The organism is Marinobacter sp. B-12 (assembly GCF_056857915.1).
The window spans coordinates 19,494-46,055 of record NZ_JBSXOB010000017.1 but is presented as its reverse complement, the minus strand read 5'-3'; the positions used below and the strand labels follow the sequence as shown (position 1 = coordinate 46,055).

The window sequence follows — 26,562 nt, the reverse complement described above, 5'->3', positions numbered from 1 at the left end:
GTGTTTGACCGTCTGTCTCTGGTAAGCTTGCTGGATACGATGGTTCGGCTTCAGAGCCAATCATGAACCGCCGTGGTACGGAACCGTATGCCCGGTGGTGTGAGAGGACGGGGGAGGTAACTCCCCCTCCTACTCGATGCCGTCCGAAAAGTGTGTTCCTGACGGCATCGTGGAAACCTCGTAGCCACTAGTTCGTACAGACGCCCGGGCCATATTTGGCGATAATTTACACACTAATCAATGCAATGTATCGTCAGAAATCAGAGGTTGAAACCCAGTAAGATGTCCGAAGAAAACGGATCTGCAAAAAACCGGTTACAGTCACATGCCATTGTCGAAGTGCTGCTTGTCCTGGCGCTCGCCGTTTACCTGTTCATCGCCCGCAGCCAGATGGTGGGTGACGATTTGTCTTTTACCGTCATTGGGGCGGCGCTGATGGTGCTGGTGACCTACTGGACACTGAACACCTTGCGTGACGGCCTCGAAGTCCTTGCCCTCAAGGTGAATAGCTCCCAGCGCTGAGTTCCATGCCAGCGCAGAGTTCCATGATGGAAACCTCAGACCTGCCGGCTGCGGCCGTGAAGCGGTTCGTCATCCACGGCGAACAGTTGGATCTCTTCCCAGGTTCTGTGGAGGATAAGCGCGTCGTTTGCCGCCCTGTGCACGGGTAACCCCAGACGCTTGATAACCTGCTGACGCGATGCTGACCAATGCCTTACCTGGTTGGCATCCAGCAACATGGAAATGGATTCCAGTTGAAAGTCGGCGCGGGTGTTGGCGGCACGGAACAGGCGATGGAGCCAGAAGCTGTCGAACGTCCAGGCATCACAGAACACCTGCCCCGAGAGCAACTCGTTCAGGTGCGCCGCAACCTCCGACACGGGTGTACCCTCTGCTTCCAGGGTTCCCCGGGTGATTCCGTGAACCTGCTCGGCACTTTGTGACCAGTCCTGCCAAAGCACATGGGGTCGTATCAGCCAACTGTGCAAGGTGCCGTCGGGCAAGCATATGCCCACCTCGATTGGATAGCTGGCGATCAGGTCAAGGCTGGAGGCCTCGAAGTCAATAAAGGCTGGGCTGGTTCTGGTTCTCATTCCGCCTGATTTTTGTTGATGTGCCGTCATCAGAGTTTACCCGCACGCTCCTGCAGACGCGAACCCATCGTCGCATTCCACTGTTACAATGTGTCCACGGATGTTACTCCGAGCCTATAACAATCCAGTGACGCCCTGCTGGCTGTCTGAAACCGGGATGACCTGATGACCGAAACCGTCGTTGTAATCTACTCTGGGGGAATGGATTCGTTCACCCTGCTCCACCTTGCCCGTGCCCGAGGGTACAAGGTTCATGCTCTGTCGTTTGACTATGGCCAGCGGCACGTTCGCGAACTGGAAGTTGCCCGCCAGGTCTGCGAGGAGTTATCGGTGCCGCACAAGGTGATCGATATTCGTGCACTCAGTGAAGTCATGGCCGGATCGGCCTTGACGGACGAAGTGGACGTGCCCGAAGGGCACTACGAAGAAGACAGCATGAAGGCCACCGTGGTACCCAATCGCAACATGATCCTGTTGTCGCTGGCCACCGGCTATGCGGTTACCGCCGGTGCCATTGCCGTGTGGTACGGCGCCCATGGCGGCGATCACGCGATTTATCCGGACTGCCGACCGGAGTTTGTGGAAAAAATGGACGCCGTCTGTCAGGTGGCCAACTATGAGCCGGTGAAAATTGAAGCGCCTTTCATGGGCTCGGACAAGGGTGCCATCCTTGCCGAGGGCCTGAAACTGGGGCTTGAGTACAGCAAGACGTGGACCTGTTACAACGGCCGCGACCGGGCCTGTGGCCTTTGTGGCTCCTGCGTGGAACGTCTGGAGGCGTTTGCCGCCAACGGCGTTTCAGACCCCTTGCCTTATGAGGTGGAAACCTGATGTATCGGGTAAAGGAAGCGTTTTATACATTGCAGGGTGAAGGTGCCCAGGCCGGACGGGCAGCGGTGTTTTGCCGCTTTAGCAAGTGCAATCTCTGGACCGGTCGTGAAAAGGACCGAGCCAATGCCGTATGCAGTTTCTGCGATACCGACTTCGTAGGTACCGATGGCCAGAACGGCGGCCAGTTTGAAACCGCGGAAGCGCTGGCGGCGCATATTCGCCGTCTTTGGCCGGATGCACCTGGGCGGCCCTATGTGGTGTGTACGGGCGGTGAACCCTTGCTGCAACTGGATGATCAGCTGGTGGACGCCTTTCACCGGGACGGCTTTGAAGTGGGCGTGGAAACCAACGGCACACTGCCGGCACCGGCCGGTATTGACTGGTTGTGTGTGAGCCCCAAGGCGAACGCGCCGGTGGTGCTGCGCCAGTGTGACGAGCTGAAAGTGGTGTACCCTCAACCCCTGGCGATGCCGGAGCGCTTCACCGACATTCAGGCCAGCCACTATTTTCTCTCGCCAATGGCGTCGCCGACCGTCTCGGAGGGTGAGCCTGACCCCGTCAAGCAAAGTAACACCCGCAAAGCCACGGATTACTGCCTGACCCACCCTCAGTGGCGGTTGACTCTGCAGATGCACAAGATCATTGGCATCGACTGAGTGTGTCAGGCCATCGAACGGGCTAATGTTCTCTTGATCGACGTTGTTGTTGGCAGTGATTCCTGGTTTCGGTACTGGCTGGGACTCTGTCCGGTCCAGCGCTTGAACGCCCGGGTAAAGTTGGCGGCATCGGCATAGCCCAGGGCGTCGGCAATCTGGCTAAGGTTCATGGCGGTTTGTTGCAGCAACTCACCGGCTCTTTCCAGCCGCACCTGATCCACCAGGTGCTGGAAACTGGCTTCCTCCGCCTGTAAACGTCGTTTCAGGGTGCGCTCCGAGACAAACAGCGTTGTGGCCACTCTGGCCAGTTTCGGTGGGAACGGGTGGCTGGTTTCAATCACCCGCCTGACCCGACAGGCAAAACCGGCATCTTCCGTTAGAAGGCGCAGCGCCTCCTCACACTGGGCTTTCGAGGAGGCGGCCAACTGATCGTCAGAAAAGCGAATGGGCAATGTCAGCTGCGAATCGGGAATGACAATCGCATCTTCGTCAGCGCCGTACACCACGGGTATGGGTATTTGCTGGCGAAAGCGATGGAAGTAGGCCGATTCCGGTCCGCGTCGCTGAATCGACGAGCCGGCGACCGGTGAGCCAGTCAGTTGCGCGCCCATGGACGCGCAGCCGAACAGCATGGCGTCCATGATAAAGCCCTGCAATGGACCCAGATCAATGCCACACGAGATGGCGTAGATAGCCTGGCCATCGTGCTGCAGGCGCCTGACCTGCAGATGTGGGGCACGCAGAGTCAGGTAGCGCGTCATCAGGTCCAGAGCCTCTGCCAGTGTGCGGCTGCTCATGACCGCGGTGCCCAGAGCTCCGTGCAGTGGCAGTCGAAGCTCCCGGGCCAGCATGATGCCGAGCCCGGGCTCGCCGCTTTCAATGATGGCGCGGGTCACGAATTCGCTGGCCTGTGACTGACTGACTCTTATATCGGTTGATTGCAGACGCACTGGGTCGAGACCGACACGCTTGAGCAGCGCTTTTTCATCGACGCCGATGGTATTAAGCAACTCCGCCAGCAAGTGCAGGTAAATGGCCGGCATGCCCAGATCCTGAGTGGTAGATACTGAGGCGCGCATGGGATTTCCTCGTGTTTCCTGTTGTTGTTATGTCAGGGATGAAACTTCTTCCACGATTATGAACGGAATGTTCTTCCCACCCCATGACTCCGCTGACGGGTCAACAGGATATACAGGCCAATTAGCGGGCCCGGCCGCCCGGCTAGTGGCGTTCGATAAAGGCTGCCAGTGCACGGGCTGAACGACCGGGATTCTCCAGCATCGGAAGATGGCCCACCCGAGGGAATATGTGGATATCGGCGTGGGGTGTGACCTTTCGGTACCAGTCCACGCAGCGTGTGGGAGTGATCACGTCCCGGTCCCCCCACTGAACCTGAAGGGGAGGCGTGTCGGGGCCAAGGTAGCGCGCCGGTGCCAGTGCGTCAGTGAGCATGTCGTTGAAAATATGGCGCAAGGACGCGGTTCGCTGCAATAAGTCCGGCCCCAGGAGCCCTGTCATGGCAACGCCCATGGCCGTGGGCTTGCCGCTGCCGACGCTGTTGAACATCTGGTAGACACCGGCCCAGTCCTGGGGAATGAGGATGGCGTCGCGGTCGGATTCGAACGGTGCGTTGAGGTCCACGTTGGTATGTTCGGGTATGCCGGCGCTGTTTAGCACCGTCAAGGAAGCGGGTGCGGGCTTCATTTTGTGGGCAAGAACAGTGGCAATGGCCCCCCCCATGGAGCTGCCGACCAGATGAAGGTTGTTGGTGGCCAGGGTATCAACCCAGGCTTCCAGCCTTGACGCCTGGGCCTCGTAGCTGTACTCGGCTTCCGGGCGGTAATCGCTTTCTCCAAGCCCTGGCAGGTCCGGAACCAGAATGTGCCAGTGCTCGGGCAACCGCTGCAGCCAGAGCGCCCAGTTCTCTTTCATGGCGGCAAAACCGTGCATCAGTATCACCGTGGGTCGGTCTGCAGCCGGGGTCCCTTTTTCCAGATACACCATGCGGTGGCCGTCGATCACGGTTTCACGACGTTTTGCCTGTACCAGCCATCGCTGACCGGTGCGGGCGGCGGGCCATAAGTTTGGAGTGGGTATTTTCACGGTCGGTTTCCGTTTCAACTGGATTGGAGCCAGTGTACCGCTTATCCCACGCCGGGCTTTGGCCTGTTTGCCCTGTTGCTGCGGCTCGCGGGCAAGGTGGAATCAGAGTGACAGGTCGGTGATGACCGGGTTGTGGTCCGACGAGCGCCAGGGCTGGCCAGTGGGTACGGTAACCGGCCCCTTGTAGCCCAGCGCCCGGGGTTCATCGGAATTTATCGACCAGGTGCGGGCACCGACAATCTGTGGGAGGAGCCCGTTTGAGACCAGGCTGTAGTCCAGGGTTCCGCTACGGCCCTGATAGCTATAACTGGTGTGCTTGCATGAAGTATTGGTGCAGTCGTGGATGTGACGAACGGCGTTGATAAAGCCTGCCGCTTCCAGCAGTTGCAGCGGTGTTTCCCGAGCGTAGGCGTTCAAGTCCCCGGTGATCATGGTGCCGGACAGGCTGTTCGGGTTCGGCAGAATATTGGTCCAGCGGATAATGGCCCGGGTCGCCTGTTCGCGGCTGTGACTGTAGCAGCCCTGGCCGTCGTCCTGATTCCGGTTCGGACCGCTGGCGCCACGGCAGGCTTTGGATTTCAGGTGAGGAACGACCACTCTCAGGGCTTGATCGCTGTTTATGGGGCGGAATACCTGGGCCACGGGTGGCCGGCCACGGCGATCAAACGGTGTCGTTGTCAGGCGGCTGGCAGAGCCTTCCACGAGCACCCGGTCGCTGCGGTACAGCAGATCGGTGCGTATGGCATCACTACCAGTGTTGTCGCTCGTTTCCACGTAGCGCCAGTGTGAACCCAAGGCTGTGGCCAGCTCGGCAATGGCGCTGTCGCCGTCATACCCATCGTTCTCCATTTCTGTGACAGCGAGGATGTCCGGGTCCGGCGCTGTCAGTGCGGCAACCAGGCGTGCTTTCTGCTGTTCAAACTGGGTGGCGGATTGGGCGCCCCTTGCTGCTGGAAAACCACCGCCGCGGCCATCACCATTGAAAAAATTACCAAGGTTGAGTGTGACCACCCTGAGCGTGGCCGACTCTGGCCGCTCGGGTGCTGGTGGGCGTGGATTGGCTGGACTGAATGCCGGCGTTGATTGCGGCTGCAGCCGCCAGGCGCCGAACCGGAAATCCAGTATGCCTGCTAACCCACTGACCTTGTCGCCGGTACGAACCGTGTTACCGGCGGACAATGGTGGCCCGGGCCAGGGAATCGGGCGCGGGTTGCGCGCACCCAGGCCGTCATCAAGCAACAGTCGGTTGATCGTCTGTTGCCTGTGGCGTGATTGAGCACCCGGCCCTGGTTCCTGGATTTCCGTGGCCATCGTCTGAGGCTCTGCCGCGAGGGTCAGTTCACCGTAACGGGCCAGGTTATAGTGATTGATAACCGTCAGCTCACCGGCGACGTTGATCCACATGTTTTCCAGGTGTTCCGGAGGTTGGCCATCCTGCCACGGCAGCGTGACGGAGACAGGCTCTGGCAGACGGCCATTCCCGCAACGGGTGATGGAGGTAATATCGGTGAGCTCGGTCAGGCCATGGAACTCTTTCACCCGCCCTGAGACATGGACTCTATCCCCGTGCTGTCCGTCGGTGCGATGGGTGTAAACAAACAGTGCCTCGGAGGTTTTCGGATCGTTGTCCGTTTCACCATCGGCTTGTTGCAGATAAAAACCGCGGAAGCCGCCTTGTTGGCGTGCATCCATGGTTATGATGCCTTCAACGGAAACGGTCTGGCCGGCGAACGGGGAATGATCGCCTGGGCCCTGAATGCGGGAAACCGGGATAACCCCGGTACCGCAATCGCCCACCGCGACAGCGGGCAGGCCTATGAGTAGGGTGAGGGCGAAGCGCCAGAGCATGATAGGGTTGGTTGTGATCACCCTCCCAGTCTAGCAGAGCCCCGCCACTGCTTTAATAGCCCGCTCGCGGGCCGACTCGGCAATGCCCAGCTGTTCCTCGTTGGCCAGTTCCAGCTGCTGGACCATCGGGTCCGGGTGCTGGCTGTCTGAACCCAGGCCGAGCCGGGACAGAACGTAAGGTGCAAGGGCTGCGCGTATGGTGAGCTCAAGGCGGTTGTCACTCATGCCGTAGTCGGTAGCGACGATGTCCTGCTGTGCCTTATTCAGGCGGCTATCAGGCATCATGACCAGAGAGACCTGACGGTTCCAGTCATCGTCATGCTGGATCGTGTGCCGACTGCGTTGCCGGGTGGTTTCGGGCTTGCCACGGAAACGGCTGAGGGCAAAGTCCCGAAATTCCCGGTTGGAGTCGCACCAGGCACGGAGGTGCCAGTTCTGACCGACACACACCAGGGTGTGGGGTTCCAGAGTGCGCTGGGAAACGCCTGCCGGGCTGAGGGAAGCATAGTCTGCCTTCATCACACGACCATGGCGGGCTGCCGCAACCACGGCACGCATGACATCCGGCTTAACGACCCGTTCCGGACCGCGCACGATGGTGTTGTCAGGTAAGCTGATATTAAGCGACTCAAACGTGTCACTGAGGCTGTCCTGGCGGGCCAGCAGGTCCTGGTATTCGCTGGCGTGTCCCCGGGTGACAACCGGCCGGAAACCGGATGATGGCACATAGCCTTTAAGGTGGCGATCATAAACCAGATTGTCCGGTGCCAGTTCCCGAAGATAGGTGTTGATATCCTTGGAAGCCTGTTGCCGCCCGATGCCGAAACTGTGGCAGATATGATTGGTCGTGAGCCGTCCTTCCCAGAGGGCGATGATTTCAATCAGCCGGTAGCGAAGCAACAGATCCCACCGAATTGGCCAGTCCGTTTTTTTCATAACCAGACGCTCATGGTTAGCGTGGATTGCATGAGATGAGAGACTCTCGTGGGTTCAAATAGGCAGCGATCAAACTACCGACATGTTAACCCTTCAGGCCGCCAGCGTGTGTTACGTCACCTTAATGTAAAATGATGTTAAATCCAGTTATCACGGCGCTGCAAGCGGTATTGGGAATTTCGGGAACTGCGTAGTGGTTTTGTGGATTACGTCCTGTTCTAATTTGCGCTCTGCAATGTTCCGGCGTTGCTGCTACTTTCATTACATTCCTGTATCAACCTGTTTCAATTACGCCGGAACCTGACTGATGACCCGAATGGTCACCTCACTTTCAGCCCTGATCCTCAGTATTGTCCTTCTGGTCAGTGGCAACGCTTTTCTAATGACCCTCTTGGGTGTGCGACTGAGCATTGAAGCGGTCTCGCCGGACATTATCGGCTGGATCCTGGTGTGCTATTCCATTGGTTTCGTGCTGGGCACGCTCTACGTGCATCTCATTATCGGTCGTGTCGGGCATATCCGGGCATTTGCGGTCTTTGCCGCCATGGCGGCGGTGTGCGCCCTGCTTTATCCCATGGCGGTGTCCGAGGTGTTCTGGGCCATTCTGCGCGCGTTGTCGGGCTTCAGTGTGGCTGGCGTTCTGGTGGTGATTGAGAGCTGGTTCAGCAGTCGCGCGACCAACGCCAACCGGGGCGCCCTTTTCGCGGTTTATCAAATCGTGTTCTACCTGTCTGCCGCTGGCGGGCAGTTGCTGATCAACGTCGGTGAGCCGTCCTCGTTCATACCGTTTTCACTCGCTGCTGTCCTGCTGACGCTGGCATTGATTCCTTTGTCGTTGACCCGTATGGATGCGCCGGTGATCGAGCAGTCCGAGCGACTGTCATTCTTCACTCTGGCGCGTGAGTCGTTCTCCGGGGTTTCCGGCGCACTGATTTGCGGCGTCATGATCGGCTCTTTTTATGCGCTTGGCCCGGTCTACGCCACCCTGGTGGGTCTGGAGGTCAGCCGGGTGTCCACCTTCATGGCCAGTGCCATTGTGGCAGCGATGATCCTGGCATGGCCGTTGGGACTGGTGTGTGATCGGTTTGACCGCCGCCGCGTCATGTTCTGGGTAGCGGTAACAGCGGGCACCGCGGCGGTTTTGGTTGGTATCTTTGGAGCTGAACGGACGTGGTTGCTGACCCTGCTGGTCGGCCTGTTTACGGGCCTCTCGGCAACGCTGTATCCAATCGCGGTTGCGATTACCAACGACCGAATGGAAAGCAATCGTATCGTGGCCGCCAGCGCGACACTGCTGCTGAGCTATGGCGTGGGTAGTGTTATTGGCCCCATCGTCATGGCCGAGCTGGTGGGTATACTGGGCCCCAGGGGACTGTTCTTCGGTAACGCCGGGTTCCTGGTGGTGTTGGCAGTGATAACCAGTTATCGAATCAGCCACACGGAGGACGTGCCGGTGGCGGAGCAGGAACACTTCATACCTGCCATGCCTGAGACCTCGTCGGTGCTGACGGAAATGGACCCCCGTAACGAGGGATTCCACGAGTCACCAGCGGCTCAGGAGCTTCACGAAGACCTGCTCAAGACCGGTTGATAGGCCGGTCCTTCTTGCTTCTCGGGCCGCGTCTCTCGGTTTTCCCCAATTTTGTTTCACCTTGCATATCTGTTTTTATCGTAATGGTTAGCTTACTATTGGTAGCGTCATTCGTCACTGCACCGTTGCGGCAGTGGTATTCGTTACAGGTAGTACAGCAGTCGATACCCATTACCGGAGTTCCAGATCATGAGAGATCAGTTTCCCTTTGCCGTCGCCCGGGTCACCCGTCGCTGGCGCAAATTGCTGGATGAACGCCTTAAGGATCTGGGCGTCACCCAGGCTCGTTGGACCACCATGGTCTATCTGCAGCAAGGGGGCGAAGGGCTGACCCAGCGTGAGCTTGCCCGGCTGATGGCCATTGAGAATCCGACTCTGGTGCGATTGCTGGACAGCCTTGAACAGCAAGGCCTCATTGAGCGCCGCCCCTGCCCCAATGACCGTCGTGCCCGCCGTCTTCACCTCACTAAGGACGGAACCGAATTTATGAACGTCCTGACCGAGCGAGCAGCCCGTCTGCGTGAAGAGATGCTGGACGGTATTAGCGACCGGGACATCGAAGGTGCCGTCAAGGTGTTCCACAAGATCCTGGAGAATGCGGAGCGGCAACGGTAATGGTGTGCGGTCGATATATCCGCCTGAAGGGGTTTTGGTCTGAGTGATAACACGGTTGAGGGGCTAAGGGCCCGTTACGGCGAGCGCTGGCGTTGGCTGGCGGTTGCCACGGTCATGCTGGGCACCATGGCAACGGTGCTCAGCGCAACCGTGGTCAACGTTGCCCTACACGACATCATGCTGGAATTCGGTATTCGGCAAGGCCAGGTGCACTGGCTGGCCACCGGGTTTATTGCTGCCATGACCACCACCATGCTGGCCTCGTCGTGGCTTCTGGATCACTTCGGAGTGCGCAAGACCCTGGCGACGGCGATGTTCCTGTTCACGGTGATCTCGCTTCTTGGTGGTTTTGCCACCTCCCCGGAACAGTTGATTGCCGCCCGCATTGGCCAGGGTGCCATGGCGGGGCTGATGCAGCCCATGGGTATGTATCTGGTATTCCGGATTTTCCCCCGCAACCGTCGTGGGCAAGCCATGGGGATCTACGGCATGGGTGTGATTCTCGCTCCAGCCCTGGGTCCGGTTCTCGGGGGCTTCCTGGTGGACCAGTTGGATTGGCGCTATGTGATGTTCGCCCCGGTGCCCGTCACCCTGGCCGGGGTGTTTATGGCATGGCGCTTTCTGCCGCTGCCGGTTTCCCGCCCGGCTCCCTACCGTTTTGACTTTCCTGGGTTGGTGCTATTGGGCATTGCCATCGGTCTGTCGCTGGACACCCTCAACCGGCTGCAGGAGCTGGCGGGACAGGAGGCACGAATTGCGATCGAGGGCGTTGTTGCGGTCATCGCCCTGGTACTGTTTGTGATTCGTGAGCGACGCGCCCGCCACCCATTGGTGAACATAGAGCTTCTACGCAATCCGGCCTTCGTCTACGCCAACGTGGGCGCCATGGCGTTGGGGCTCGCCTTGTTTGGCTCCACCTATCTGGTACCTCTGTTTGTGCAGACGGCCCTGGAATTCACCGCCACCGAAGCCGGTTTGCTGATGTTGCCAGCGGGCATCGTGCTGGGTATGACCTTTCCATTGGCCGGGAGACTGGCGGACCGCCTGAGCGCCCGTAAACTGGTGATATTCGGCATTGTCCTGTTCGCCATATCGGCCATGTTGTTTGCGGTATCGGACATTGAACTCGCCTTCGGCTGGCTGGCCCTGTGGACCGTATTGGGGCGAATCGGTATCGGCTTTATGCTGCCAGCACTCTCAACGGGTGCCCTGAATCCACTGGCGCCGGAACAACTCGGTGCCGGTTCGAGCACCATCAACTTTACCCGCCAGCTGGGTGGGGCCTTTGGCGTCAATATCGTGGCCCTGACCATTGAGTTTGGTGATCACAGCGGCGGCATCCCCACCATTGGGGCTTTTCATTCAGCCTGGTGGCTGGTGGCTGTATTCGTGGCGATGGCGGCCATTCCAGTGTGGAAGATGCGCGTATAGTTGCCATTCGGCGAGGTATTGATTAACATTTCCGCACTCTTCAGGGGAGTAGCCTCCACAACGGAACCCGGTTCCAGGGGCGGATGGTAGTCAACATACTTGGGGCTCAATCCCCGTGGCTATCATGTTTCACCGGCACACCGGTGAAATTGGCAAGACCTGAGGCAGTTTCACCTCCCAGGGCGGAAGGTGGGCTGTCTCATGTCTGAATGTCCGCCCCGGAGTTTTCATGGACGCTTTTCTCGCTTCAACGTTTGCGGTCGCCATTGCGGAGATCGGCGACAAGACCCAACTACTCTCTCTCTTTCTGGTTGCCCGTTATGCCAAGCGTGCGCCCATCATTCTTGGCATACTTGTCGCCACCCTGCTGAATCATGCGTTGTCAGCCCTGGTAGGCGCCTGGATCGCGGAGTGGATTCCGCAAGCCTGGTTACCCTGGATCCTGGCCATCAGTTTTGTGGCCATTGCGCTCTGGTTGTTGATTCCGGACAAGGATGACAATGGCGATTCAGCATTCCTGGGCATGGGGGCCTTCATGGCCACAACCGTGATGTTTTTCCTGGCGGAGATCGGTGACAAGACCCAGATCGCAACCGTGGTGCTGGCAGCACGATATACGGAAACCTTCTGGGTGATAATGGGTACCACCGTTGGTATGCTGCTGGCTAATATACCGGTTATCATGGCTGGTAAATGGTTGATGGAGCGGTTACCACTGGCTACGGCCAGAATTGGAGCCAGCCTTCTATTTGTAATTCTGGCTGTTGCCACAGTGTGGGCAGCCCTGACGTCGGCTTGATGCGCGATGTTATCGCCGCAGATCGGATATCGGATTGAGACGCTATGTATCGAACGCAGTTGACAGGTTTTCTTTTGGTCTTGCTGACCCTGGTGTCGGCCAGCGCGATGGGTGCCGAAACCGAGGCACAGGCCGCGGGTCAGGAACTGAAAACCTCTGGAGCGGAAAACGAAGCCCCCGATAAGCCCCGTGTCCCTCGGTTTGCCATTGAAGGGGATCTGGCCGGGGAGCTGTCAGTGATGACCACCCGCTATGAGGACACCTTTGCGGCCATTGGTAATCAGAACAGTCTTGGTTACCTGGAGCTCGTTAAGGCGAACCCCGGTGTTGATCCCTGGCTGCCCGGTGATGGAACCCGGATAACCGTGCCCCGGCACTATGTATTACCGGACGTGAAGCGCGAGGGCATCATCATTAATCTGGCGGAATACCGTTTGTACTACTTTACTGATGGAAAGGTGCAGGTTTATCCAGTGGGGGTAGGTACCGACGACAACCCATCGCCACTGACCAACGCCGAAGTGACCATGCCACTGGAGTCGCCGGCCTGGTATCCGCCCGCCAGCATCCGCGCCGAATACGAAGCTGCGGGGGAGTACCTGCCGAGGATGATTCCACCGGGGCCGGGCAACCCTCTGGGGTCCCATGCACTGATGCTCAGTGAGAAAGGTTACCTGATTCATGGCACCAACAAGTTGTTCGGTGTGGGCATGCAGGTCAGCCACGGCTGTTTCCGCATGTACAACGAGGATATATCGCGGTTTGTCTATGAAGTCAGCAAGGGCACGCCGGTGCAGGTTATCCATGAGCCCGTAAAGATCGGCCTGAAAGGTAATGAGGTCTGGCTGGAGGTACACCGCCCTGAAGAAGACTACAGTCAGCAGGACCGTGAACAATTGTGGAAGCAGGTGCAGCAAAAAGTGGAAGACTTCCGCCAGAAAATGCCCGGTGTGGAAGTGAAACGCATGGCCATTGAGCTGGCTGTGGACCAGGCGGACGGCCTGCCGAGGATGGTGGGTGAACGTCTGACCCGCGTCGCGGATGACTCTGCCGGGCCGATGCCAAGTACCCCAGATGGCAATAAAGGTGAGAAGCAACGCCTCTGGTTCTGATACCGAAGGCTCTGATCTGCTGAACGGATCCGGGGAGGAGTGATGATCGCTAACCGACCCAACCAATCCAATCCCTCCGGCCGCCTGCACTGGTGGCTGGCCGTTTTTCTGCTGGGCCTGGTGCTGGCATTGGCCTCTCTGTCCCATACGGTCATCGCCCAGCAGGACGACGCACCGACAGGTCTTGTGTTGACCGTCGACGGTGCTATCGGCCCCGCCACCATGGATTACCTGGTGCGTGGCATTCGCCGCGCCGAGTCCGAAGGTGCCGAGTTGCTTGTTGTCCGGATGGATACCCCCGGCGGTCTGATGGAATCCATGCGCGGTATCATCAAGGAAATCCTTTCTTCAGACGTACCCGTGGTGACCTGGGTGTCGCCGGCAGGGGCGCGTGCCGCCAGCGCCGGTACCTATATTCTTTATGGCAGTCACGTGGCGGCAATGGCTGGGGCTACCCATCTGGGCTCGGCCACACCTGTCCAGATGGGTGGGCTGCCCGGCTCCGAGGATCAGAAGCCTACAGAAGACACCGGGGACGCCAATCCCGACGAAAAGGAAAGCGCCGGGAACGAGGAATCGGCGCAGGATGACGCCTCCGATAAACGCCGAGGCGGCACGGCCATGGAGCGCAAGGTTCTGGAAGATGCTGTCAGCTACATCCGTGGCCTGGCGGAGCGACATGGCCGCAACGCGGACTGGGCGGAGCAGGCGGTGCGCGAAGCCGTCAACCTGGGTGCCGAAGAAGCGCTGGCGCAGAACGTGGTTGATGTGGTGGCTGACAACATGGACAGCCTGATGCAACAGATCGACGGGCGCACCGTGAAAATGGCCAATGGCGAGAAAACGCTGGCCACCGCGAACATTGAATTGACGCGAGCCGACCCGGACTGGCGAACCCGACTGCTATCGGTGATCACCAATCCGAATGTTGCTTACTTCCTGATGATCATCGGCTTCTACGGCATCATCTTCGAACTATCCAATCCCGGGGCCATATTCCCGGGTGTGATTGGCGCTATCTGCCTGATCCTCGCGCTGTTTGCCTTCCAGGTGCTATCCGTCAATTACGCGGGCCTGGCGCTGATTCTGTTGGGGCTTGCCTTCATTGTCGGCGAGGCCTTTATGCCCAGCTTCGGCATACTGGGCATCGGGGGGATTGTCGCGTTTGTGGCCGGTTCCATCATACTGATGGACGGCAGCCATCAGGAGATTTCACTGCCCACCATCGGTGGCACGGCACTGGTCGCGGCCGGCTTTATCCTATGGACCGTCATCAAGTTCATCGGCTTGCGCCGGAAACACCCGGTCAGCGGAAGCGAACAGATTGTCCACGAGAGAGTGACCGCACTTGATGACTTTCAGGAAGACGACGGGTATTTCAGGGGGCATGTGCGCATGAGTGGTGAACGCTGGAATGCCGCCTGTAAATCTCCGGTAGGCAACGGTGACAAGCTAAGGGTGACTGCGTTGGAAGGTTTGACGGTGTACGTCGAAGCCGACAAGGCGGAACCCTGAAGCCGGACTGGAGAGTGTTGACAGGTTACCCGGCGATCAAGCCAACGAAGGAGGCCTTATGAACATCACAGACCTGATTCCCTACATTGCACCCACGGTGGTGCTCTTGCTGATTCTTGGGTCGGCCATCAAGATTCTGCCGGAATACGAGCGTGGCGTGGTTTTCTTCCTGGGGCGCTTTCAGGGTGTCAAAGGGCCAGGCCTGATCATCGTAATCCCCGGTATTCAACAGATAACCCGCGTGGATTTGCGTGTCATTGCGTTGGACGTGCCGAGCCAGGACGTCATCTCGAAAGACAACGTGACAGTGCGGGTCAATGCCGTGCTGTATTTCCGGGTGGTCGACCCTGAGCGGGCGATTATACGCGTCGAGGATTTCGGCTCTGCCACCAGTCAGCTGGCTCAGACGACGTTGCGTTCGGTACTGGGTAAGCATGATCTGGACGAAATGCTGTCCGAACGGGACAAGCTGAATTCGGATATCCAGAGTATTATCGACGCCCAGACCGAGGAATGGGGCATCAAGGTGGCCAACGTTGAAATCAAGCACGTGGACCTGAACGAGTCAATGATTCGAGCGATTGCCCGTCAGGCGGAGGCAGAACGTGAGCGGCGTGCCAAGGTGATTCACGCGGAGGGCGAATTGCAGGCCTCGAAAAAGCTGGTTGAAGCGGCCGAGGTTATGTCCGCCAACTCCGGAGCGATGCAGCTGCGTTACATGCAAACCCTGGCGGATATGAGCACCAACAACAGTTCCACGATTGTGTTCCCGCTGCCGATGGAAATGATGTCTGCCTTCATGAGCAACACGCCCTCACCCCAGAAGCCGAAGAGTGATAACGACGAATCCTGATGGGTTCTATCTGATGCCCACAAAAAAGGCCGAGACGAATCCCGGCCTTTTCCCTACGTAACAGCCTTACTTCTGGCTGGCACGCTCGAGCATACGCTTGGCGCGCTCGTTGGCTTCGTTAGCAGCTTTCTGGGCAGCCTTGGCAGCAGCCAGTGCTTCGTCAGCGGTGCGCTGAGCGGAGCGTGCAGCGCTGGAAGCGCTGTTAGCGGTGTTCAGTGCATTATCAGCGGTTTGCTCGGCGGAAGAAGCGGTTGCATTCGCTTCGTCGAGAGCGCCCTGGTCAGTTGTCGCACAACCTGCGGTCAGTGCGGTGGCCAGTGCAAACCCTGCGATCGTCAGTTTACGCATTGTATATCCCCTTATTGGTCGTTTTATTTCCTGCGTTCCAGAAGTCGTTGCTGCAGACATTCTGTCAAAACGGGGCCGTTAGCGATTGGCCAACGACATCGTCAAACAGTGTAAATCAGTCTGGACAGAAATGTTAACTAAGGATACGTAAAAGTTCCTAGGTTATGACAACAACTTAATATTGCAGAAAGGCCATACGCATGAAGCGGGGATTGGATCAGTGTCAGGGTACGATTCTTATTGGTGTGCCATCGGCCACCAATTGCCAGATTTCGTCCATTTCCTCGTTACTGACGGCGATGCAGCCATCGGTCCAGTCCAGTCCCAGGAAAGCGAATGCCATATCACCAGCCTCGTTCGGCAAACCATGAATCATGATGCTGCCGCCGGGATCGAGCCCCCAGGCCGAAGCCTGTTCTCTGTCTTCAGCATTGGGATAGGAGATGTGGATGGATTTGTAGAAATCGCTGTTGGAGTTGCGCCAATCCAACACATATTTACCTTCGGGCGTACGCTTGTCGCCCTCATAGAGCTTGTGGCCGGAGGGGTTGTCGCCCAGGCCGATACGGTAGCTGCGCACCACCTGATCGCCCGACAGCAGGTAAAGCCTGCGCTCTTCCTTACGAACCAGTACCTCGCTGACTTCCGGCGTTTCATCCATGGCGCCTATCGGCAACTCCGATGCCGATAGCGGTGATAGGGGGACCAGCAACAACGAGAAAATAAAGGCCATAAAGCTGGCAGCGGCAACTGAGGACCGGCCGGTGTTGGAGAGTGAAGTCGGCATTATCGATAACATAACGAGTCAATGATTAATCTTTGTACACTTTATAGCACAGGACTTTTGTGAATCGAACCAGGGTTTTGAGTGTTTTTGTTAAAGATTTTTATTGGTTGTCCATTTTCAGGCCAACTTTCGTCACCCGGTCGGCCTCGGTTGCCCTCGCGACCAGGGTAACAGGGCCCAGCACCACCTTGTCGCCCACCACTGGATGCCCTTTGGTGCGCCGCGCAAAACACTCGGCCAGGGAAAGCTCTGGGGGCAACTGATCAAACTCGATGCCGTAGACTTGCTCCACATCCCCCAGCAGGGCATCGCCATTGAGCACGAAATCGCCAAAGAAGGCACGCTCGGCGAGGTATTTGGGGGCATGGCGACCACTGAGGGCTTTGCCCAGCTCTGAAAGCATCGCCGGGGTTGCAAACATCGCCAATACATCGCCGGTGGATACTTCCATATCAGGGCTCGGCTGATAACACGTTCGTTCACGGAACACGCCAGCAATGGCGGTGTTGTCCGGCAACCGTAGCTGACCCAGGGGTCGGGGTGACTCCCATGCTCCGCCCCGCAGTGGAAACAGCATCAGTTCATGATCCCCGGCGGCCGGGACATCCAGGGGCAAGCGGCGGTAGGGATCTTCGCCGGCGGGGACTTCCAGGCGCAGCTTCCTGGCTAGTGGCGCCATGGTGGTCCCCTGGACCACCAACGATACCAGCACGATGAAGAAGGCAACATGGAAGATGAGCTGGGCCTCCGGCAGCCCGGCGATGATCGGGAATAGCGCCAGCACAATGGGCACGGCGCCTCGCAACCCAACCCAGCTGATAAAACCCAGTTCGCGTCGATTAAAGCCAAAGGGCCAGAGTGTCGCCATCACTGTCAGCGGCCGGATCAGGAAAATCAGCGCCAGCGCCAGAACCAGACCGCCTCCGGCGAGGGGCAATAGTTCCGAGGGCGTTACCAACAACCCCAGCATCAGGAACAGGCATAGCTGGGCCAGCCAGGCCAGGCCATCGTGAACCTGGAGAATCATCGGCATCATTCGCACCGGGCGGTTGCCAACGACCACACCGGCCAGATAGATCGCCAGGAAGCCGCTGCCCCCGAGTGCGTTGGTGCCGGAGAACACCATGATGCCGGCTGCCACCACCAGCAAAGGATAAAGCGACGGGGTAAGGCGAACCCGGTTGGCCAGTTCCACCACGATGAAGCCGCCGGCCACGCCCACGGCGCCGCCAATGCCGAATTGCTTCACCAGCATCAGCAGCGCCATCCAGCCTTCGGATGCGCCGCCTGTCCCAATCATGGTAACCAGCATCAGGGTCAGAAAAATGGCCATCGGGTCGTTGCTGCCGGACTCGATTTCAAGGGTCGCACTGACCCGTTCATTCAAATGAAGCCCGCGCCCCTGAAGCAGGGAGAACACCGCTGCGGCATCGGTTGAGGAAATAATGGCGCCGAGCAGCAGTGCGGCCATCCAGTGCATGTCGAACACCCACCAGGCCACCAGGCCCGCCCCGGAGGCGGTCAGGAACACGCCAACGGAGGCGAGTACCAATGCCGGGCGGAGACCGACACGAAACGTTTCTGCCCGGGTGCGCATGCCGCCATCCAGCAGGATCACGCCAAGCGCCAGGTTGGCGATCAGGAACGCCAGCTCGAAGTCGTCGAACAGGATGCCACCGGGACCGTCTTCCCCCATGATCATGCCGACCACAAGAAAAATCAGCAGTACCGGCATGCCCAGCCTGCTGGACAGCGGGCTGAGCATGATGCTGATGACCAGCATCAGGGCGCCGATCAGAGTAACTAGCGGATCCATTCCTGCTCCGGATTGGGATTATGTCTCGATGATAGCAGGGTCACGAGTGGATCAGTGCAGTTTCAGGCGCGGATGCATGGCGCGGCTGATCCGATCCATCAGCCAGATGATTCCGGTTCTAATGACGCCGTGCAGCGCGACCTGGTGCATGCGGTAGAGCGACAGGTAAAACAGGCGCGCGACTTTCCCCTCGATGTACATACTGCGGCCGGAGAGGTTCCCCATCAGGTTACCCACGGTGGTGTAGCGGCTGAAATTGATCAGTGAACCATGGTCGTTGTAGACAAACGGAACCGCCTCACGGCCGTCCAGTCGATGACACAGCGTCTTGAAAAGAGTGTCCGCCTGCTGGTGCGCGGACTGAGCACGCGGTGGCACGGGGCGTTCTGACTGGGGCTGGGGGCATTCGGCGCAATCGCCGAAGGCAAAGATATCCGCAGCCGTGGTGGCCTCCAGGGTTTGCTTCACCTTGACCTGGTTGCCACGGTTCGTTTCCAGGCCGTCCAGGGTTGCCAGAAACGCAGGCGCTTTGATCCCGGCGGCCCAGATGGTCATTTCCGAGGCGATTTCCGTACCGTCTTTGAGCACGACCACGCCATCACGGACTTCGCTGACGGGCTCGCCAGTCATCACCCTGACATTCTGGTGATCCAGTTCACGGGTTGCGGCCTCGGAGAGCCGGCCCGGAAGCGCTGGCAGAATGCGGTCAGCCGCTTCGACAACGGTAATGGACACATCTTCCGGCCGCAGGTGATTCATGCCGTATATCGGCAGTTCCCTGGACGCCAGTCGCAGTTCCGCCGCCAGCTCAACGCCGGTTGCGCCTGCTCCAATGATGGTGATCGGAAGTTCATGGCCGTTGCCGGACTGGGCTTCGTGGTTTTTGCGCAAAAATGCATTAAGCATCAGGTTGTGGAAACGCCGGGCCTGGTTGAGGCTATCCAGGAACAGGCAATGATCCTGGGCTCCGGGGGTTCCGAAGTCGTTCGCTGTACTGCCCACAGCAATCACCAGGGTGTCATAACCGATGCGACGTTCCGGCACGACTTCGTCGCCGTCCTCATCGTGGAATGGGGCGATGATCACTTCCCTGGCGTTGTGGTCCAGGCCGTCCATGCGCCCGAGCTGGAATTCATAGTGATGCTTGCGTGCGTGGGCCCGGTAGTTGATTTCGTTGGCGTTGGCATCCAGTGAGCCGGAGGCTACTTCGTGAAGCAGAGGTTTCCAGACGTGGGTGAGGCCGGCGTCGACCAGGGTAATACGGGCTTTGCGTTTTTTTCCGAGTTTGTTACCGAGGCGGGTAGCCAGCTCAAGGCCGCCCGCGCCGCCGCCCACGACGACGATGTGATGCAGGTTTTTCATGACAAGGGGTTCCTGAAGTGAAGATAGCCAAGAACTCTCGTTAAAAACTCTTGGCTGTCCTCACTGAGGAAGGAAACGACACAGAGCGGCTATGCTAACGCACTGTTGTGGCAGGGACAATTCGCCGTTAGTACCTATACCCGAGGTAGACGCGGAGCAGTCAGGCTCTAGTGACGGGCCCGATAGTGATCGAGCATGGCTGCCATATCTTCGGCAAGCTCAGCGACCTGTTCAGAGCTGATCTCCCGTTGGGCAAAAGACCGGAGGCCAATGATCTGTGCCTGGAGTAGTCTTGCGAGCCGGGCACAGTGGGTTCCCGGTGCAAGTTCGCCCTGGAGCTTCGCCTGTTCCAGAAGTTCAGTCAGGGCCTGCTCAATGGCGCTCAGGATCGAATTTGCCTGGTTTGCAATGGCAGTATTGGTGTTACTGGCTTCGAGCAGGGTTTTAACGACCATGCAGGCGCGGGATGGCGACTCACCACCCGGGCTGGCCTGTCGTGCGATGCAACGAAGGTGCTCCTGCAACCCATCCAGCACCGACGAATTTCCAGCCAGGTGCTCGCGCAGTTCCAGCCCGCTTCTTCGTGCATAGGCAGCCAGCGCTTCGCTGAACAGACCATCCTTGCTGCCAAAGGTTGCATAGATACTACCTGGGCGCATGTCCAGAGCCTGCTCAATCTGTTTCATGGAAGCACCTGCATAGCCGCGCTCCCAGAACAGGTTCATTGCTTTGTCCAGCGCTATTTGTCGATCGTAACGGGCGTTTCTGGCCATGGGTACCTGTCAACATCTGATAATTGAACGTGGACTAATGATAACTTGAGTGAACGCTCAAAAACAGTTAGGGTGAATTCGTAATTGAATGAACGCTCAATATTGTCCATGAGGAGAGTGTTATGACAGATTTCCCAATTCACGACATCGAGTCCGCCCCGGAAAAATCAAAGCCACTTTTGGAAAAGTCCCAGAAAGGGTTTGGCATGATTCCCGGGTTGCATGGAATCATGGCGGAGGCACCTGGCACTCTGGAGGCGTACCAGGCCCTGCATCAGTTGGTACTCGATAGCAGTTTTGACAACGAAGAGACCACGGTGGTCTGGCAGACCATTAACGTGGAGAACGCCTGTCACTACTGCGTACCGGCGCACACCGGAATCGCCAAGATGATGGAAGTGTCAGACGACATTATTAACGCATTGCGGGATGAAACGCCGTTGCCAAATGATAAACTTGAGGCTCTGAGGACATTCACGCTGGCCGTCATGCACAAGAAAGGCAACGTCGGCAAGGAAGACCTGGATGCCTTCTACGGTGCTGGATATAAGCATCGTCAGGTACTGGAAGTGATTCTTGTGCTGTCCCAGAAAGTGATGAGCAACTACATCAACCACATTGCGGAAACGCCGGTTGATGAGCCGTTCCAGAAGTTCGCCTGGGAAAAGAAGAAGTAACGGGATGACTCCCTGACGCTACGGGTGCGGTTCAGCCCGCATCCGTTGCCAGTATCTGCGCCTGTCGCTGGCGTTTCTGCTCCAGCACCTTGTCCACGCATTGACTCTCGTCTTTCAGAATGATCACGCACTCCAGGCACTGGATGCATTCGTTATAATCGATCCGACCATCTTTTCGGATAGCATTGATGCCACAACTGTTCTTGCAGTGCTGACAGGGCTTGCCGCAAAGCTCCACCCGATCGAGCCAACTGAACAGGCGCAGCTTGCCCAGAACTGCCAGGCCGGCGCCGAGCGGGCACAGGTAGCGACAGTAGAACTTGTGGATGAACATACCCACAACCAACAGGCCAACGGCATAGACCACGAAGGGCCAGTAGCGCACAAAGAAGAGCGTGATGCCGGTCTTGAAGGGTTCCACTTCCACCAGCTTTTCCGCCAGTTCCAGTGAATAGAAGGCCGTTCCCACCAGCACCAGAAGTATCGGGTATTTCAGTAGAATCAGCCGCCGATGCCATTTCTCCGGCACCTTTACCTGGCGGAACTTCAGTTTCTCACCCAGCCAGGCCGCCATCTCCTGCAGTGCGCCAAAGGGGCATAGCCAGCCACAGAACAACCCGCGCCCCCAGATAAACAGGCTGACGAACGTGTAGATCCAGAGAATGAACAGCACCGGGTCCATCAGGAACACGTTCAGGGAAAAACCATCCCAGATGGCGAGGAACAGGGTGTAGATATTCACCACCGACAACTGTCCTTGGGCATAGAAGCCGATAAAGAACAGGGTGAAGAACAGAAAGCCCCAGCGAAACCGATGTACCAGTTTCGGATGCCGTCTGAGGGTACGCTGGCGCGCGAAGAACACCGTCAGGAGTGTGAGGCTGAGGACCAATAGGGAGATGGTCAGCCAGCGTTCCTTCCACAATCCGATCCACACCGGTTGGCGACTGTCCTCCGGCCGGGGTGCCACTTCGACGGCTTCGAACAGGTCCTGGGCAAAGGCCATCGGGATCTCCAGTTCGGTGCTGTCGGCCACCAGGTGATTCTTCCGCAGTGTAACGCCCAGCTTCAGGGTCGCTTCGGCACCGGGATTGAAGCCGGCGTTGCCGCCGACCCGGAACAGGGTTGTCCTGGCCAACTCCGGCATGCCGTCGGTGTTGATCTGTATGTTCTGGTCGAACACGTTGATGTCGCGAATGTCCAGCGACAGATTGTTTTGCTGCAACCCCAGGCGATCGGGGGAGCTTCCTGGCGTGAAATCATCCGGTAGGTGTGGGTAAAGTCCACGGGACATCACAGCCAGTATCTGGGCGTCTGGCCCCGTCTTTTCTTTCAGTCGCTCGAAACCCTCGTCGCCCAACAGGTTGCGGCCCACCATCGGCGCATTAATGTATCCGAAAAAAAGTTCAGTAAAGGGCTCGCCGGGGTCCGGTTGCGGCGCGTCGGGGTAATCCACCAGGGGCGAACCCAGCTTCTGTTCAATCTCCGCCGGGCTGATCTGCCAGTGGCCGAGGTAGCCCCGGTCGACCAGTTGCGTCCAGGACAGAGGTTGATAGAAATCGGTTCTCGCTCGGGTTGGCGCTTCCTGAGTAAATCCGGCGAGCTTTTTGCGGGCCACCTTGAGAGCCGATGACAGGACGGTGTCGTTGATGATTAGCACAGACACCGTGGCTTTGCTTACGCCATCGAAATGCACCACGTTGCCATCCGGGCTTTTGCCGCTGCGGGAGCCTGACGTGTCGATAACAATCTGTTCGGTGAGTGAGCGGCCCTCGTATTGGTCAATGAACTCGAACAGCGGCTCCTCGCCCAGTCCGTGAAGAAACACCGGCTCGTGATGGTTGAGTATGCGGATACCGGTAAAGCGACCACGGCTGTCGAGCCCGATCAACATGCTGACGGGTTTCCCGGCAAAGCCCTGGAGCGGGCTGATATCGCGGGATTCGTAGGCGTAGCCTATCAGTTCCTGAAGCTGATACACCGGGTACACCGGGTAGTCCGGCAACCGGTCGCGAATGTCCGTGGCCTTGGGGAACAGTTCCTGTATTAACGCGTGCTTCTCATCGTCCAGAGCGCCATACGTCGCCAGCGAGAAACAGGCTAGGACCAACAGCAGCAATAGCCGCACGGGCATGGTCTCTCTCCATCGATTTATTGTTGTTGGTCAGATCCATGCTAGAGATTTGCCGTGCCGGCACAATGCGACCTCCGGGCCGGGCGGATGCTACTTTGTGAGGAGAACGCGGGGGTGAGGAGGAACGCGGAAGCTGATCAGTTCAGTCGAATCACCCGCCCCATCAATCGCCGCCAGTCGATGGGCAGCCGGTTTTCCAGCTCCACCAGGGTGGGGTCTTTGGTGCGCAGGGCTTCGAAGGGACGCTTGCTGGCGAAGATCACCGTGTTGTTGGTTTTACTCTTGAACAGCAGCAGGACTGCAAATTCCGCGCGAAGCTGATGGAACAACGGGCCATTGATGTCGGGTGTGCGATGGTAGTTGATGGCAAGCCAGCCACTGCCGCCGAGTACTCGGCTGGATTGTCTGATAAACTGCCGCTGGGCCTGGGCCGGGCTCATACGGTCGGAGTTGTACATGTCGGCCAGGATGAGATCGCTGCTACCGTCCGGCGCTTTGCCGAGGGCATCCCTGGCATCGCCAATGGTCATTATCAGGTTGGTGGAATGCGGTAGGCTGAAGTATTCGCGGGCCACTTCCAGCACCCGGGGTCGCAGTTCCACCGCATGCACTTGGCACTCAGGCAGAAGGTGCAACAGCGCACTGGCCATTACGCCGCCGCCAAGGCCAAGAACCGTGGCGTGTGCGGGTTGCGCAAAGGCAACAGGCAACAGCATGGCGCGGCTGTACTCATGAACGGGAAGATGGGGCCTGCGGCGATCTATCTTGCTTTGCTCAAACACCGAATCAAAGGTCATCACCCGATGTTTGCGATAGTCGACCACCAGAATGCCACCGAGTGCGTCCCGGGTGTAATGGATAATCTCGCCCTTCACGGTGGCGTCCCTTGTCTGATCGCTGCGTCGTTATTCTGGGCATTTATCCGCCGCTTCTCAAGCCACACGTCAGGGCCGGAGCCCGCGAGCCTGTGAACATGGATACGTTCGACTCCCTGGCCTGTCCGTTGGACGGTGAGCCTCTGAACCAGTCCGGTACCTGCTGGCGTTGCCCGGCGGGCCACAGTTTTGATGTTGCCCGCCAGGGCTATCTGCACCTGCTACCCGTCCAGAAGAAGCGCTCGCTGGACCCGGGTGATAGCAAGGACATGGTGGCAGCGCGCCGGCGTTTTCTGAATGCCGGTTTCTATCAGCCCATTGCAGAGGCTGTGAACAAGGCAGTGACGACCAGAGCCGGCGATACCAAGCCACTGGCCTGCCTGGACGCTGGGTGTGGTGAAGGCTATTACCTCCGACAACTGGCAGCGTCGAACATGGACAGGTCTCTTGCGCTGGTGGGGGTGGATATCTCCAAGTGGGCGATCCTGGCTGCCGCGAAGCAGGATAAGCGTCCCCGTTGGCTGGTCGGCAGCAACGCCAACCTGCCGGTCTTGAGCGGTACCCTGGATTGCGTACTCTGCCTGTTCGGCTTTCCCGTCTACAGTGAGTTTGCCCGTGTGCTCAAGCCCGGCGGCATGTTGATCCAGGCTGACGCCGGCCGAGACCACTTGCGGGAACTGCGGGAGATTATCTATCCGTCAATCAAGCCTGAGAAACCGCCTATGGCGGAGGTACCGGACGGGTTTTCGGACTTGGGCACAGAAACGGTTCGATATTCACTGACCCTGGAAAGTCAGGACGCCATTGCCGACCTGCTGGCGATGACGCCGCATTTCTACCGGGCGCCGGCGGAGGGGCGGGTTCGTGCCGAGACGCTTGAAACCTTGACGGTGACGGTGGACGTCACGCTGAGGCGTTTGGTTCGTGATTCTTCCGCTACGACGACAACGCCCCGATAGCCTCGTTCGCTTCCATGGTCCGGGCCAGATCCTCTGCCGATTGCCCACCCTCATCCTTTAACGATTTATCCGCTCCCGCTTCGAGCAAACGCTCAATAATACCCACCCGATTGAACATGGCGGCGACCATCAGCGGTGTTTTGGCGTCTGCCGGACGATGGTCGACGTCGGCACCGGAGGTCAGCAGCAGGTCTACAATGTCGGTATTGCCCTGATACACCGCGCTGGCCAGTGGTGTTTGTAGCTGATCGTTGGCCAGGTTGGGGTCGGCACCCTGTTCCAGCAGCAGGCGCGCGGTGTCTTTGTGGCCGTTGCTGCAGGCGAGCATCAGCAGGCTGTCACCGGTGTTGGTGCGGATGTCCACGGGTACGCCGGCGTTGAGCATCACGCTGAGCGGGCCGGCGCCGCCATTCCGGGCCAGTTCGAACAACCCCTGGGCGAAAGCAATGGCGTCTTCGTCCTTTTGGTTGTCGGGGTTTTGGGGCCTGGTTGGCTTGTCGTGGCTCATGGTTTTCCTCTGGTTTCATAGCGAATCTTGGGCAACCGTAACACGCCAGAAGCCAGCCAAGAATTGGACTTGGGTACGGTATGGATCTGGACAGACCCACAACACCACTGTTAAAACCGTGCTATCAGGTAAGCAAAACCATCAAGGGTACAGGAGAACAGGTCTGTGAAAATCAAGGTTCGAGGTATTGAAGAAGGTCAGCCGGTGCCGGAGAAATTCGCATTCGGCGTCTACAACGAACAGGACCACATGAGCTTTGGCCCCAACCGCAACCCGGAACTGGTCTGGGAGGATGCACCGGAGGGCACCAAAAGTTTTGTGGTGATGATGTTTGACCCGGACGTGCCCAGCGTGGCGGACGACGTCAATCAGGAAGGCAAAACCGTGTCGAAGGACATTCCCCGGGTGGATTTCTTCCACTGGCTGCTGGTGGATGTGCCGGCCTCCACATCCCGCATTCCCGAGGGTGAGGACAGCGATGGTGTGATTCCCAAGGGCAAGGAGCCCGGCCCGGGGCCGATCGGACTCCGTGGCGTAAACAACTACACCCAGTTCCTGGCTGGCAATCCAGACATGGCGGGCACCTATGCCGGTTACGACGGTCCTTGCCCACCCTGGAACGATGAAATCCTTCATCATTACCACTACGAAGTGCACGCTCTGGATGTGGACAGTCTGGGCCTGGAGGGAGAGTTTGACGGTGCCGCGGTTCGTGAAGCCATGGCGGGTCACGTTCTGGCCAGCGCCCGGGTGACCGGTACCTACACGCTGAATCCGGATTTACGCAAAGACTGACTGGCCACAATACCGTTTCCCGGCTGGCGGTCAAACGCCTATCGGTGTGAGAATCGGAGTTTTGATATAGACAATGAGAATTGTTAGCATTTGCGCTTCATTAACATGAGGTAATGCCTGTCATTCATGTGGGTGCGGGCAAAA

General features: G+C 58.3%; 26 protein-coding genes. 13 read left to right on the top strand and 13 right to left on the bottom strand.

The window, feature by feature from the left end:
• Positions 1-282: 282 nt before the first annotated feature.
• Complete coding sequence (locus AC13D2_RS01125; protein WP_420390034.1) at positions 283-522, top strand: hypothetical protein; 240 nt, start codon at positions 283-285, stop codon at positions 520-522.
• 35 nt (positions 523-557) lie between these two features.
• Here the strand turns inward: AC13D2_RS01125 and AC13D2_RS01120 are convergent, their stop codons facing one another.
• Complete coding sequence (locus tag AC13D2_RS01120; protein WP_292048463.1) at positions 558-1,094, bottom strand: 3'-5' exonuclease; 537 nt, start codon at positions 1,092-1,094, stop codon at positions 558-560.
• A 165-nt stretch (positions 1,095-1,259) separates the two neighbouring features.
• Here AC13D2_RS01120 and queC point away from each other — a divergent pair, with 165 nt between their 5' ends.
• Together queC and queE are read left to right on the top strand one after the other, a co-directional pair.
• Entirely contained in the window at positions 1,260-1,925 is a 666-nt protein-coding gene (queC, locus tag AC13D2_RS01115) for a 7-cyano-7-deazaguanine synthase QueC (RefSeq protein ID WP_300498109.1), read from the top strand.
• Positions 1,925-2,581 carry a 7-carboxy-7-deazaguanine synthase gene (gene queE / locus AC13D2_RS01110; protein ID WP_300498111.1) on the top strand — a complete coding sequence of 219 codons (657 nt, stop codon included), beginning with the start codon at positions 1,925-1,927 and terminating at the stop codon, positions 2,579-2,581. The genes queC and queE overlap by 1 nt, the downstream gene beginning before the upstream one ends.
• A 5-nt stretch (positions 2,582-2,586) precedes the next feature.
• On the opposite strand, the gene AC13D2_RS01105 is transcribed toward queE, so the two are convergent.
• From AC13D2_RS01105 to AC13D2_RS01090, 4 genes are all read right to left on the bottom strand, one after another.
• Positions 2,587-3,660, bottom strand: a complete 1,074-nt coding sequence (locus tag AC13D2_RS01105) for an AraC family transcriptional regulator (RefSeq protein WP_482938087.1) — start codon at positions 3,658-3,660, stop codon at positions 2,587-2,589.
• Between the two features lie 142 nt (positions 3,661-3,802).
• Positions 3,803-4,684, bottom strand: coding sequence for an alpha/beta fold hydrolase (locus tag AC13D2_RS01100; RefSeq protein ID WP_292048460.1), 882 nt, complete (start codon positions 4,682-4,684; stop codon positions 3,803-3,805).
• Between the two features lie 102 nt (positions 4,685-4,786).
• Positions 4,787-6,553, bottom strand: coding sequence for an ExeM/NucH family extracellular endonuclease (locus tag AC13D2_RS01095; RefSeq protein ID WP_292048459.1), 1,767 nt, complete (start codon positions 6,551-6,553; stop codon positions 4,787-4,789).
• Positions 6,554-6,562: 9 nt separating this feature from the next.
• Entirely contained in the window at positions 6,563-7,468 is a 906-nt protein-coding gene (locus tag AC13D2_RS01090; protein ID WP_292048458.1) for a helix-turn-helix transcriptional regulator, read from the bottom strand.
• 307 nt (positions 7,469-7,775) lie between these two features.
• Here AC13D2_RS01090 and AC13D2_RS01085 point away from each other — a divergent pair, with 307 nt between their 5' ends.
• The 7 genes from AC13D2_RS01085 to AC13D2_RS01055 all read left to right on the top strand — a co-directional run bounded on the left by AC13D2_RS01085 (position 7,776) and on the right by AC13D2_RS01055 (position 15,384).
• Complete coding sequence (locus tag AC13D2_RS01085) at positions 7,776-9,059, top strand: MFS transporter (protein WP_292048457.1); 1,284 nt, start codon at positions 7,776-7,778, stop codon at positions 9,057-9,059.
• A 189-nt stretch (positions 9,060-9,248) separates the two neighbouring features.
• Positions 9,249-9,674, top strand: coding sequence for a MarR family transcriptional regulator (locus AC13D2_RS01080; protein ID WP_007154667.1), 426 nt, complete (start codon positions 9,249-9,251; stop codon positions 9,672-9,674).
• A 39-nt stretch (positions 9,675-9,713) separates the two neighbouring features.
• Positions 9,714-11,105, top strand: coding sequence for a DHA2 family efflux MFS transporter permease subunit (locus AC13D2_RS01075; protein ID WP_300498146.1), 1,392 nt, complete (start codon positions 9,714-9,716; stop codon positions 11,103-11,105).
• A 229-nt stretch (positions 11,106-11,334) separates the two neighbouring features.
• Complete coding sequence (locus AC13D2_RS01070) at positions 11,335-11,904, top strand: TMEM165/GDT1 family protein (RefSeq protein ID WP_292048456.1); 570 nt, start codon at positions 11,335-11,337, stop codon at positions 11,902-11,904.
• A gap of 44 nt (positions 11,905-11,948) precedes the next feature.
• Entirely contained in the window at positions 11,949-13,016 is a 1,068-nt protein-coding gene (locus AC13D2_RS01065) for a L,D-transpeptidase family protein (protein ID WP_300498117.1), read from the top strand.
• A 42-nt stretch (positions 13,017-13,058) separates the two neighbouring features.
• Positions 13,059-14,531 (top strand): NfeD family protein, encoded by a 1,473-nt coding sequence (locus tag AC13D2_RS01060; protein WP_300498119.1) that lies wholly within the window; start codon positions 13,059-13,061, stop codon positions 14,529-14,531.
• A 58-nt stretch (positions 14,532-14,589) separates the two neighbouring features.
• Positions 14,590-15,384 carry a slipin family protein gene (locus AC13D2_RS01055; protein ID WP_007154662.1) on the top strand — a complete coding sequence of 265 codons (795 nt, stop codon included), beginning with the start codon at positions 14,590-14,592 and terminating at the stop codon, positions 15,382-15,384.
• A gap of 66 nt (positions 15,385-15,450) precedes the next feature.
• Here AC13D2_RS01055 and AC13D2_RS01050 read toward each other — a convergent pair whose 3' ends face one another.
• From AC13D2_RS01050 to AC13D2_RS01030, 5 genes are all read right to left on the bottom strand, one after another.
• Positions 15,451-15,732: an Lpp/OprI family alanine-zipper lipoprotein gene (locus tag AC13D2_RS01050; RefSeq protein WP_036207649.1), complete on the bottom strand. Its 282-nt coding sequence runs from the start codon at positions 15,730-15,732 to the stop codon at positions 15,451-15,453.
• A gap of 223 nt (positions 15,733-15,955) precedes the next feature.
• A complete protein-coding gene (locus AC13D2_RS01045) occupies positions 15,956-16,519 on the bottom strand; it encodes a L,D-transpeptidase family protein (protein ID WP_420390041.1) in 564 nt (187 codons plus the stop codon).
• A 100-nt stretch (positions 16,520-16,619) separates the two neighbouring features.
• A complete protein-coding gene (locus AC13D2_RS01040; protein WP_292048453.1) occupies positions 16,620-18,335 on the bottom strand; it encodes a potassium/proton antiporter in 1,716 nt (571 codons plus the stop codon).
• Between the two features lie 51 nt (positions 18,336-18,386).
• Positions 18,387-19,697: an NAD(P)/FAD-dependent oxidoreductase gene (locus AC13D2_RS01035; protein ID WP_482938086.1), complete on the bottom strand. Its 1,311-nt coding sequence runs from the start codon at positions 19,695-19,697 to the stop codon at positions 18,387-18,389.
• A gap of 167 nt (positions 19,698-19,864) precedes the next feature.
• The gene (locus tag AC13D2_RS01030) at positions 19,865-20,470 is read right to left on the bottom strand and encodes a TetR/AcrR family transcriptional regulator (RefSeq protein ID WP_292048451.1); all 606 of its coding nucleotides are present in this window, start codon (positions 20,468-20,470) and stop codon (positions 19,865-19,867) included.
• Between the two features lie 122 nt (positions 20,471-20,592).
• Here AC13D2_RS01030 and AC13D2_RS01025 point away from each other — a divergent pair, with 122 nt between their 5' ends.
• A complete protein-coding gene (locus tag AC13D2_RS01025; RefSeq protein WP_292048450.1) occupies positions 20,593-21,147 on the top strand; it encodes a carboxymuconolactone decarboxylase family protein in 555 nt (184 codons plus the stop codon).
• Between the two features lie 31 nt (positions 21,148-21,178).
• Here the strand turns inward: AC13D2_RS01025 and AC13D2_RS01020 are convergent, their stop codons facing one another.
• Both AC13D2_RS01020 and AC13D2_RS01015 read right to left on the bottom strand, forming a co-directional pair.
• Positions 21,179-23,281: a NosR/NirI family protein gene (locus AC13D2_RS01020; RefSeq protein WP_292048449.1), complete on the bottom strand. Its 2,103-nt coding sequence runs from the start codon at positions 23,279-23,281 to the stop codon at positions 21,179-21,181.
• A 137-nt stretch (positions 23,282-23,418) separates the two neighbouring features.
• The gene (locus AC13D2_RS01015) at positions 23,419-24,156 is read right to left on the bottom strand and encodes a spermidine synthase (RefSeq protein WP_292048448.1); all 738 of its coding nucleotides are present in this window, start codon (positions 24,154-24,156) and stop codon (positions 23,419-23,421) included.
• A gap of 11 nt (positions 24,157-24,167) precedes the next feature.
• Between AC13D2_RS01015 and AC13D2_RS01010 the strand changes: the two genes are divergently transcribed.
• Positions 24,168-25,115, top strand: a complete 948-nt coding sequence (locus tag AC13D2_RS01010; RefSeq protein ID WP_367187233.1) for a putative RNA methyltransferase — start codon at positions 24,168-24,170, stop codon at positions 25,113-25,115.
• Here the strand turns inward: AC13D2_RS01010 and AC13D2_RS01005 are convergent.
• On the bottom strand, positions 25,093-25,623 hold the full coding sequence (locus AC13D2_RS01005) for an ankyrin repeat domain-containing protein (RefSeq protein ID WP_292048446.1): 531 nt from the start codon (positions 25,621-25,623) through the stop codon (positions 25,093-25,095). The two genes, AC13D2_RS01010 and AC13D2_RS01005, sit on opposite strands and share 23 nt — an antisense overlap.
• A gap of 165 nt (positions 25,624-25,788) precedes the next feature.
• Between AC13D2_RS01005 and AC13D2_RS01000 the strand changes: the two genes are divergently transcribed.
• Positions 25,789-26,418 carry a YbhB/YbcL family Raf kinase inhibitor-like protein gene (locus AC13D2_RS01000; RefSeq protein WP_292048444.1) on the top strand — a complete coding sequence of 210 codons (630 nt, stop codon included), beginning with the start codon at positions 25,789-25,791 and terminating at the stop codon, positions 26,416-26,418.
• Positions 26,419-26,562: the final 144 nt, after the last annotated feature.

Bases quoted from the DNA above. Each gene is read 5' to 3' on its own strand.
- AC13D2_RS01020 (WP_292048449.1), bottom strand. From the start codon at position 23,281: ATGCCCGTGCGGCTATTGCTGCTGTTGGTCCTAGCCTGTTTCTCGCTG.
- AC13D2_RS01090 (WP_292048458.1), bottom strand. From the start codon at position 7,468: ATGAAAAAAACGGACTGGCCAATTCGGTGGGATCTGTTGCTTCGCTAC.
- queC (WP_300498109.1), top strand. From the start codon at position 1,260: ATGACCGAAACCGTCGTTGTAATCTACTCTGGGGGAATGGATTCGTTC.
- AC13D2_RS01080 (WP_007154667.1), top strand. From the start codon at position 9,249: ATGAGAGATCAGTTTCCCTTTGCCGTCGCCCGGGTCACCCGTCGCTGG.
- AC13D2_RS01125 (WP_420390034.1), top strand. From the start codon at position 283: ATGTCCGAAGAAAACGGATCTGCAAAAAACCGGTTACAGTCACATGCC.
- AC13D2_RS01120 (WP_292048463.1), bottom strand. From the start codon at position 1,094: ATGAGAACCAGAACCAGCCCAGCCTTTATTGACTTCGAGGCCTCCAGC.
- AC13D2_RS01060 (WP_300498119.1), top strand. From the start codon at position 13,059: ATGATCGCTAACCGACCCAACCAATCCAATCCCTCCGGCCGCCTGCAC.
- AC13D2_RS01005 (WP_292048446.1), bottom strand. From the start codon at position 25,623: ATGAGCCACGACAAGCCAACCAGGCCCCAAAACCCCGACAACCAAAAG.
- AC13D2_RS01025 (WP_292048450.1), top strand. From the start codon at position 20,593: ATGACAGATTTCCCAATTCACGACATCGAGTCCGCCCCGGAAAAATCA.
- AC13D2_RS01035 (WP_482938086.1), bottom strand. From the start codon at position 19,697: ATGAAAAACCTGCATCACATCGTCGTCGTGGGCGGCGGCGCGGGCGGC.
- AC13D2_RS01050 (WP_036207649.1), bottom strand. From the start codon at position 15,732: ATGCGTAAACTGACGATCGCAGGGTTTGCACTGGCCACCGCACTGACC.
- AC13D2_RS01030 (WP_292048451.1), bottom strand. From the start codon at position 20,470: ATGGCCAGAAACGCCCGTTACGATCGACAAATAGCGCTGGACAAAGCA.
- AC13D2_RS01085 (WP_292048457.1), top strand. From the start codon at position 7,776: ATGACCCGAATGGTCACCTCACTTTCAGCCCTGATCCTCAGTATTGTC.
- AC13D2_RS01040 (WP_292048453.1), bottom strand. From the start codon at position 18,335: ATGGATCCGCTAGTTACTCTGATCGGCGCCCTGATGCTGGTCATCAGC.
- queE (WP_300498111.1), top strand. From the start codon at position 1,925: ATGTATCGGGTAAAGGAAGCGTTTTATACATTGCAGGGTGAAGGTGCC.
- AC13D2_RS01045 (WP_420390041.1), bottom strand. From the start codon at position 16,519: ATGCCGACTTCACTCTCCAACACCGGCCGGTCCTCAGTTGCCGCTGCC.
- AC13D2_RS01065 (WP_300498117.1), top strand. From the start codon at position 11,949: ATGTATCGAACGCAGTTGACAGGTTTTCTTTTGGTCTTGCTGACCCTG.
- AC13D2_RS01055 (WP_007154662.1), top strand. From the start codon at position 14,590: ATGAACATCACAGACCTGATTCCCTACATTGCACCCACGGTGGTGCTC.
- AC13D2_RS01105 (WP_482938087.1), bottom strand. From the start codon at position 3,660: ATGCGCGCCTCAGTATCTACCACTCAGGATCTGGGCATGCCGGCCATT.
- AC13D2_RS01070 (WP_292048456.1), top strand. From the start codon at position 11,335: ATGGACGCTTTTCTCGCTTCAACGTTTGCGGTCGCCATTGCGGAGATC.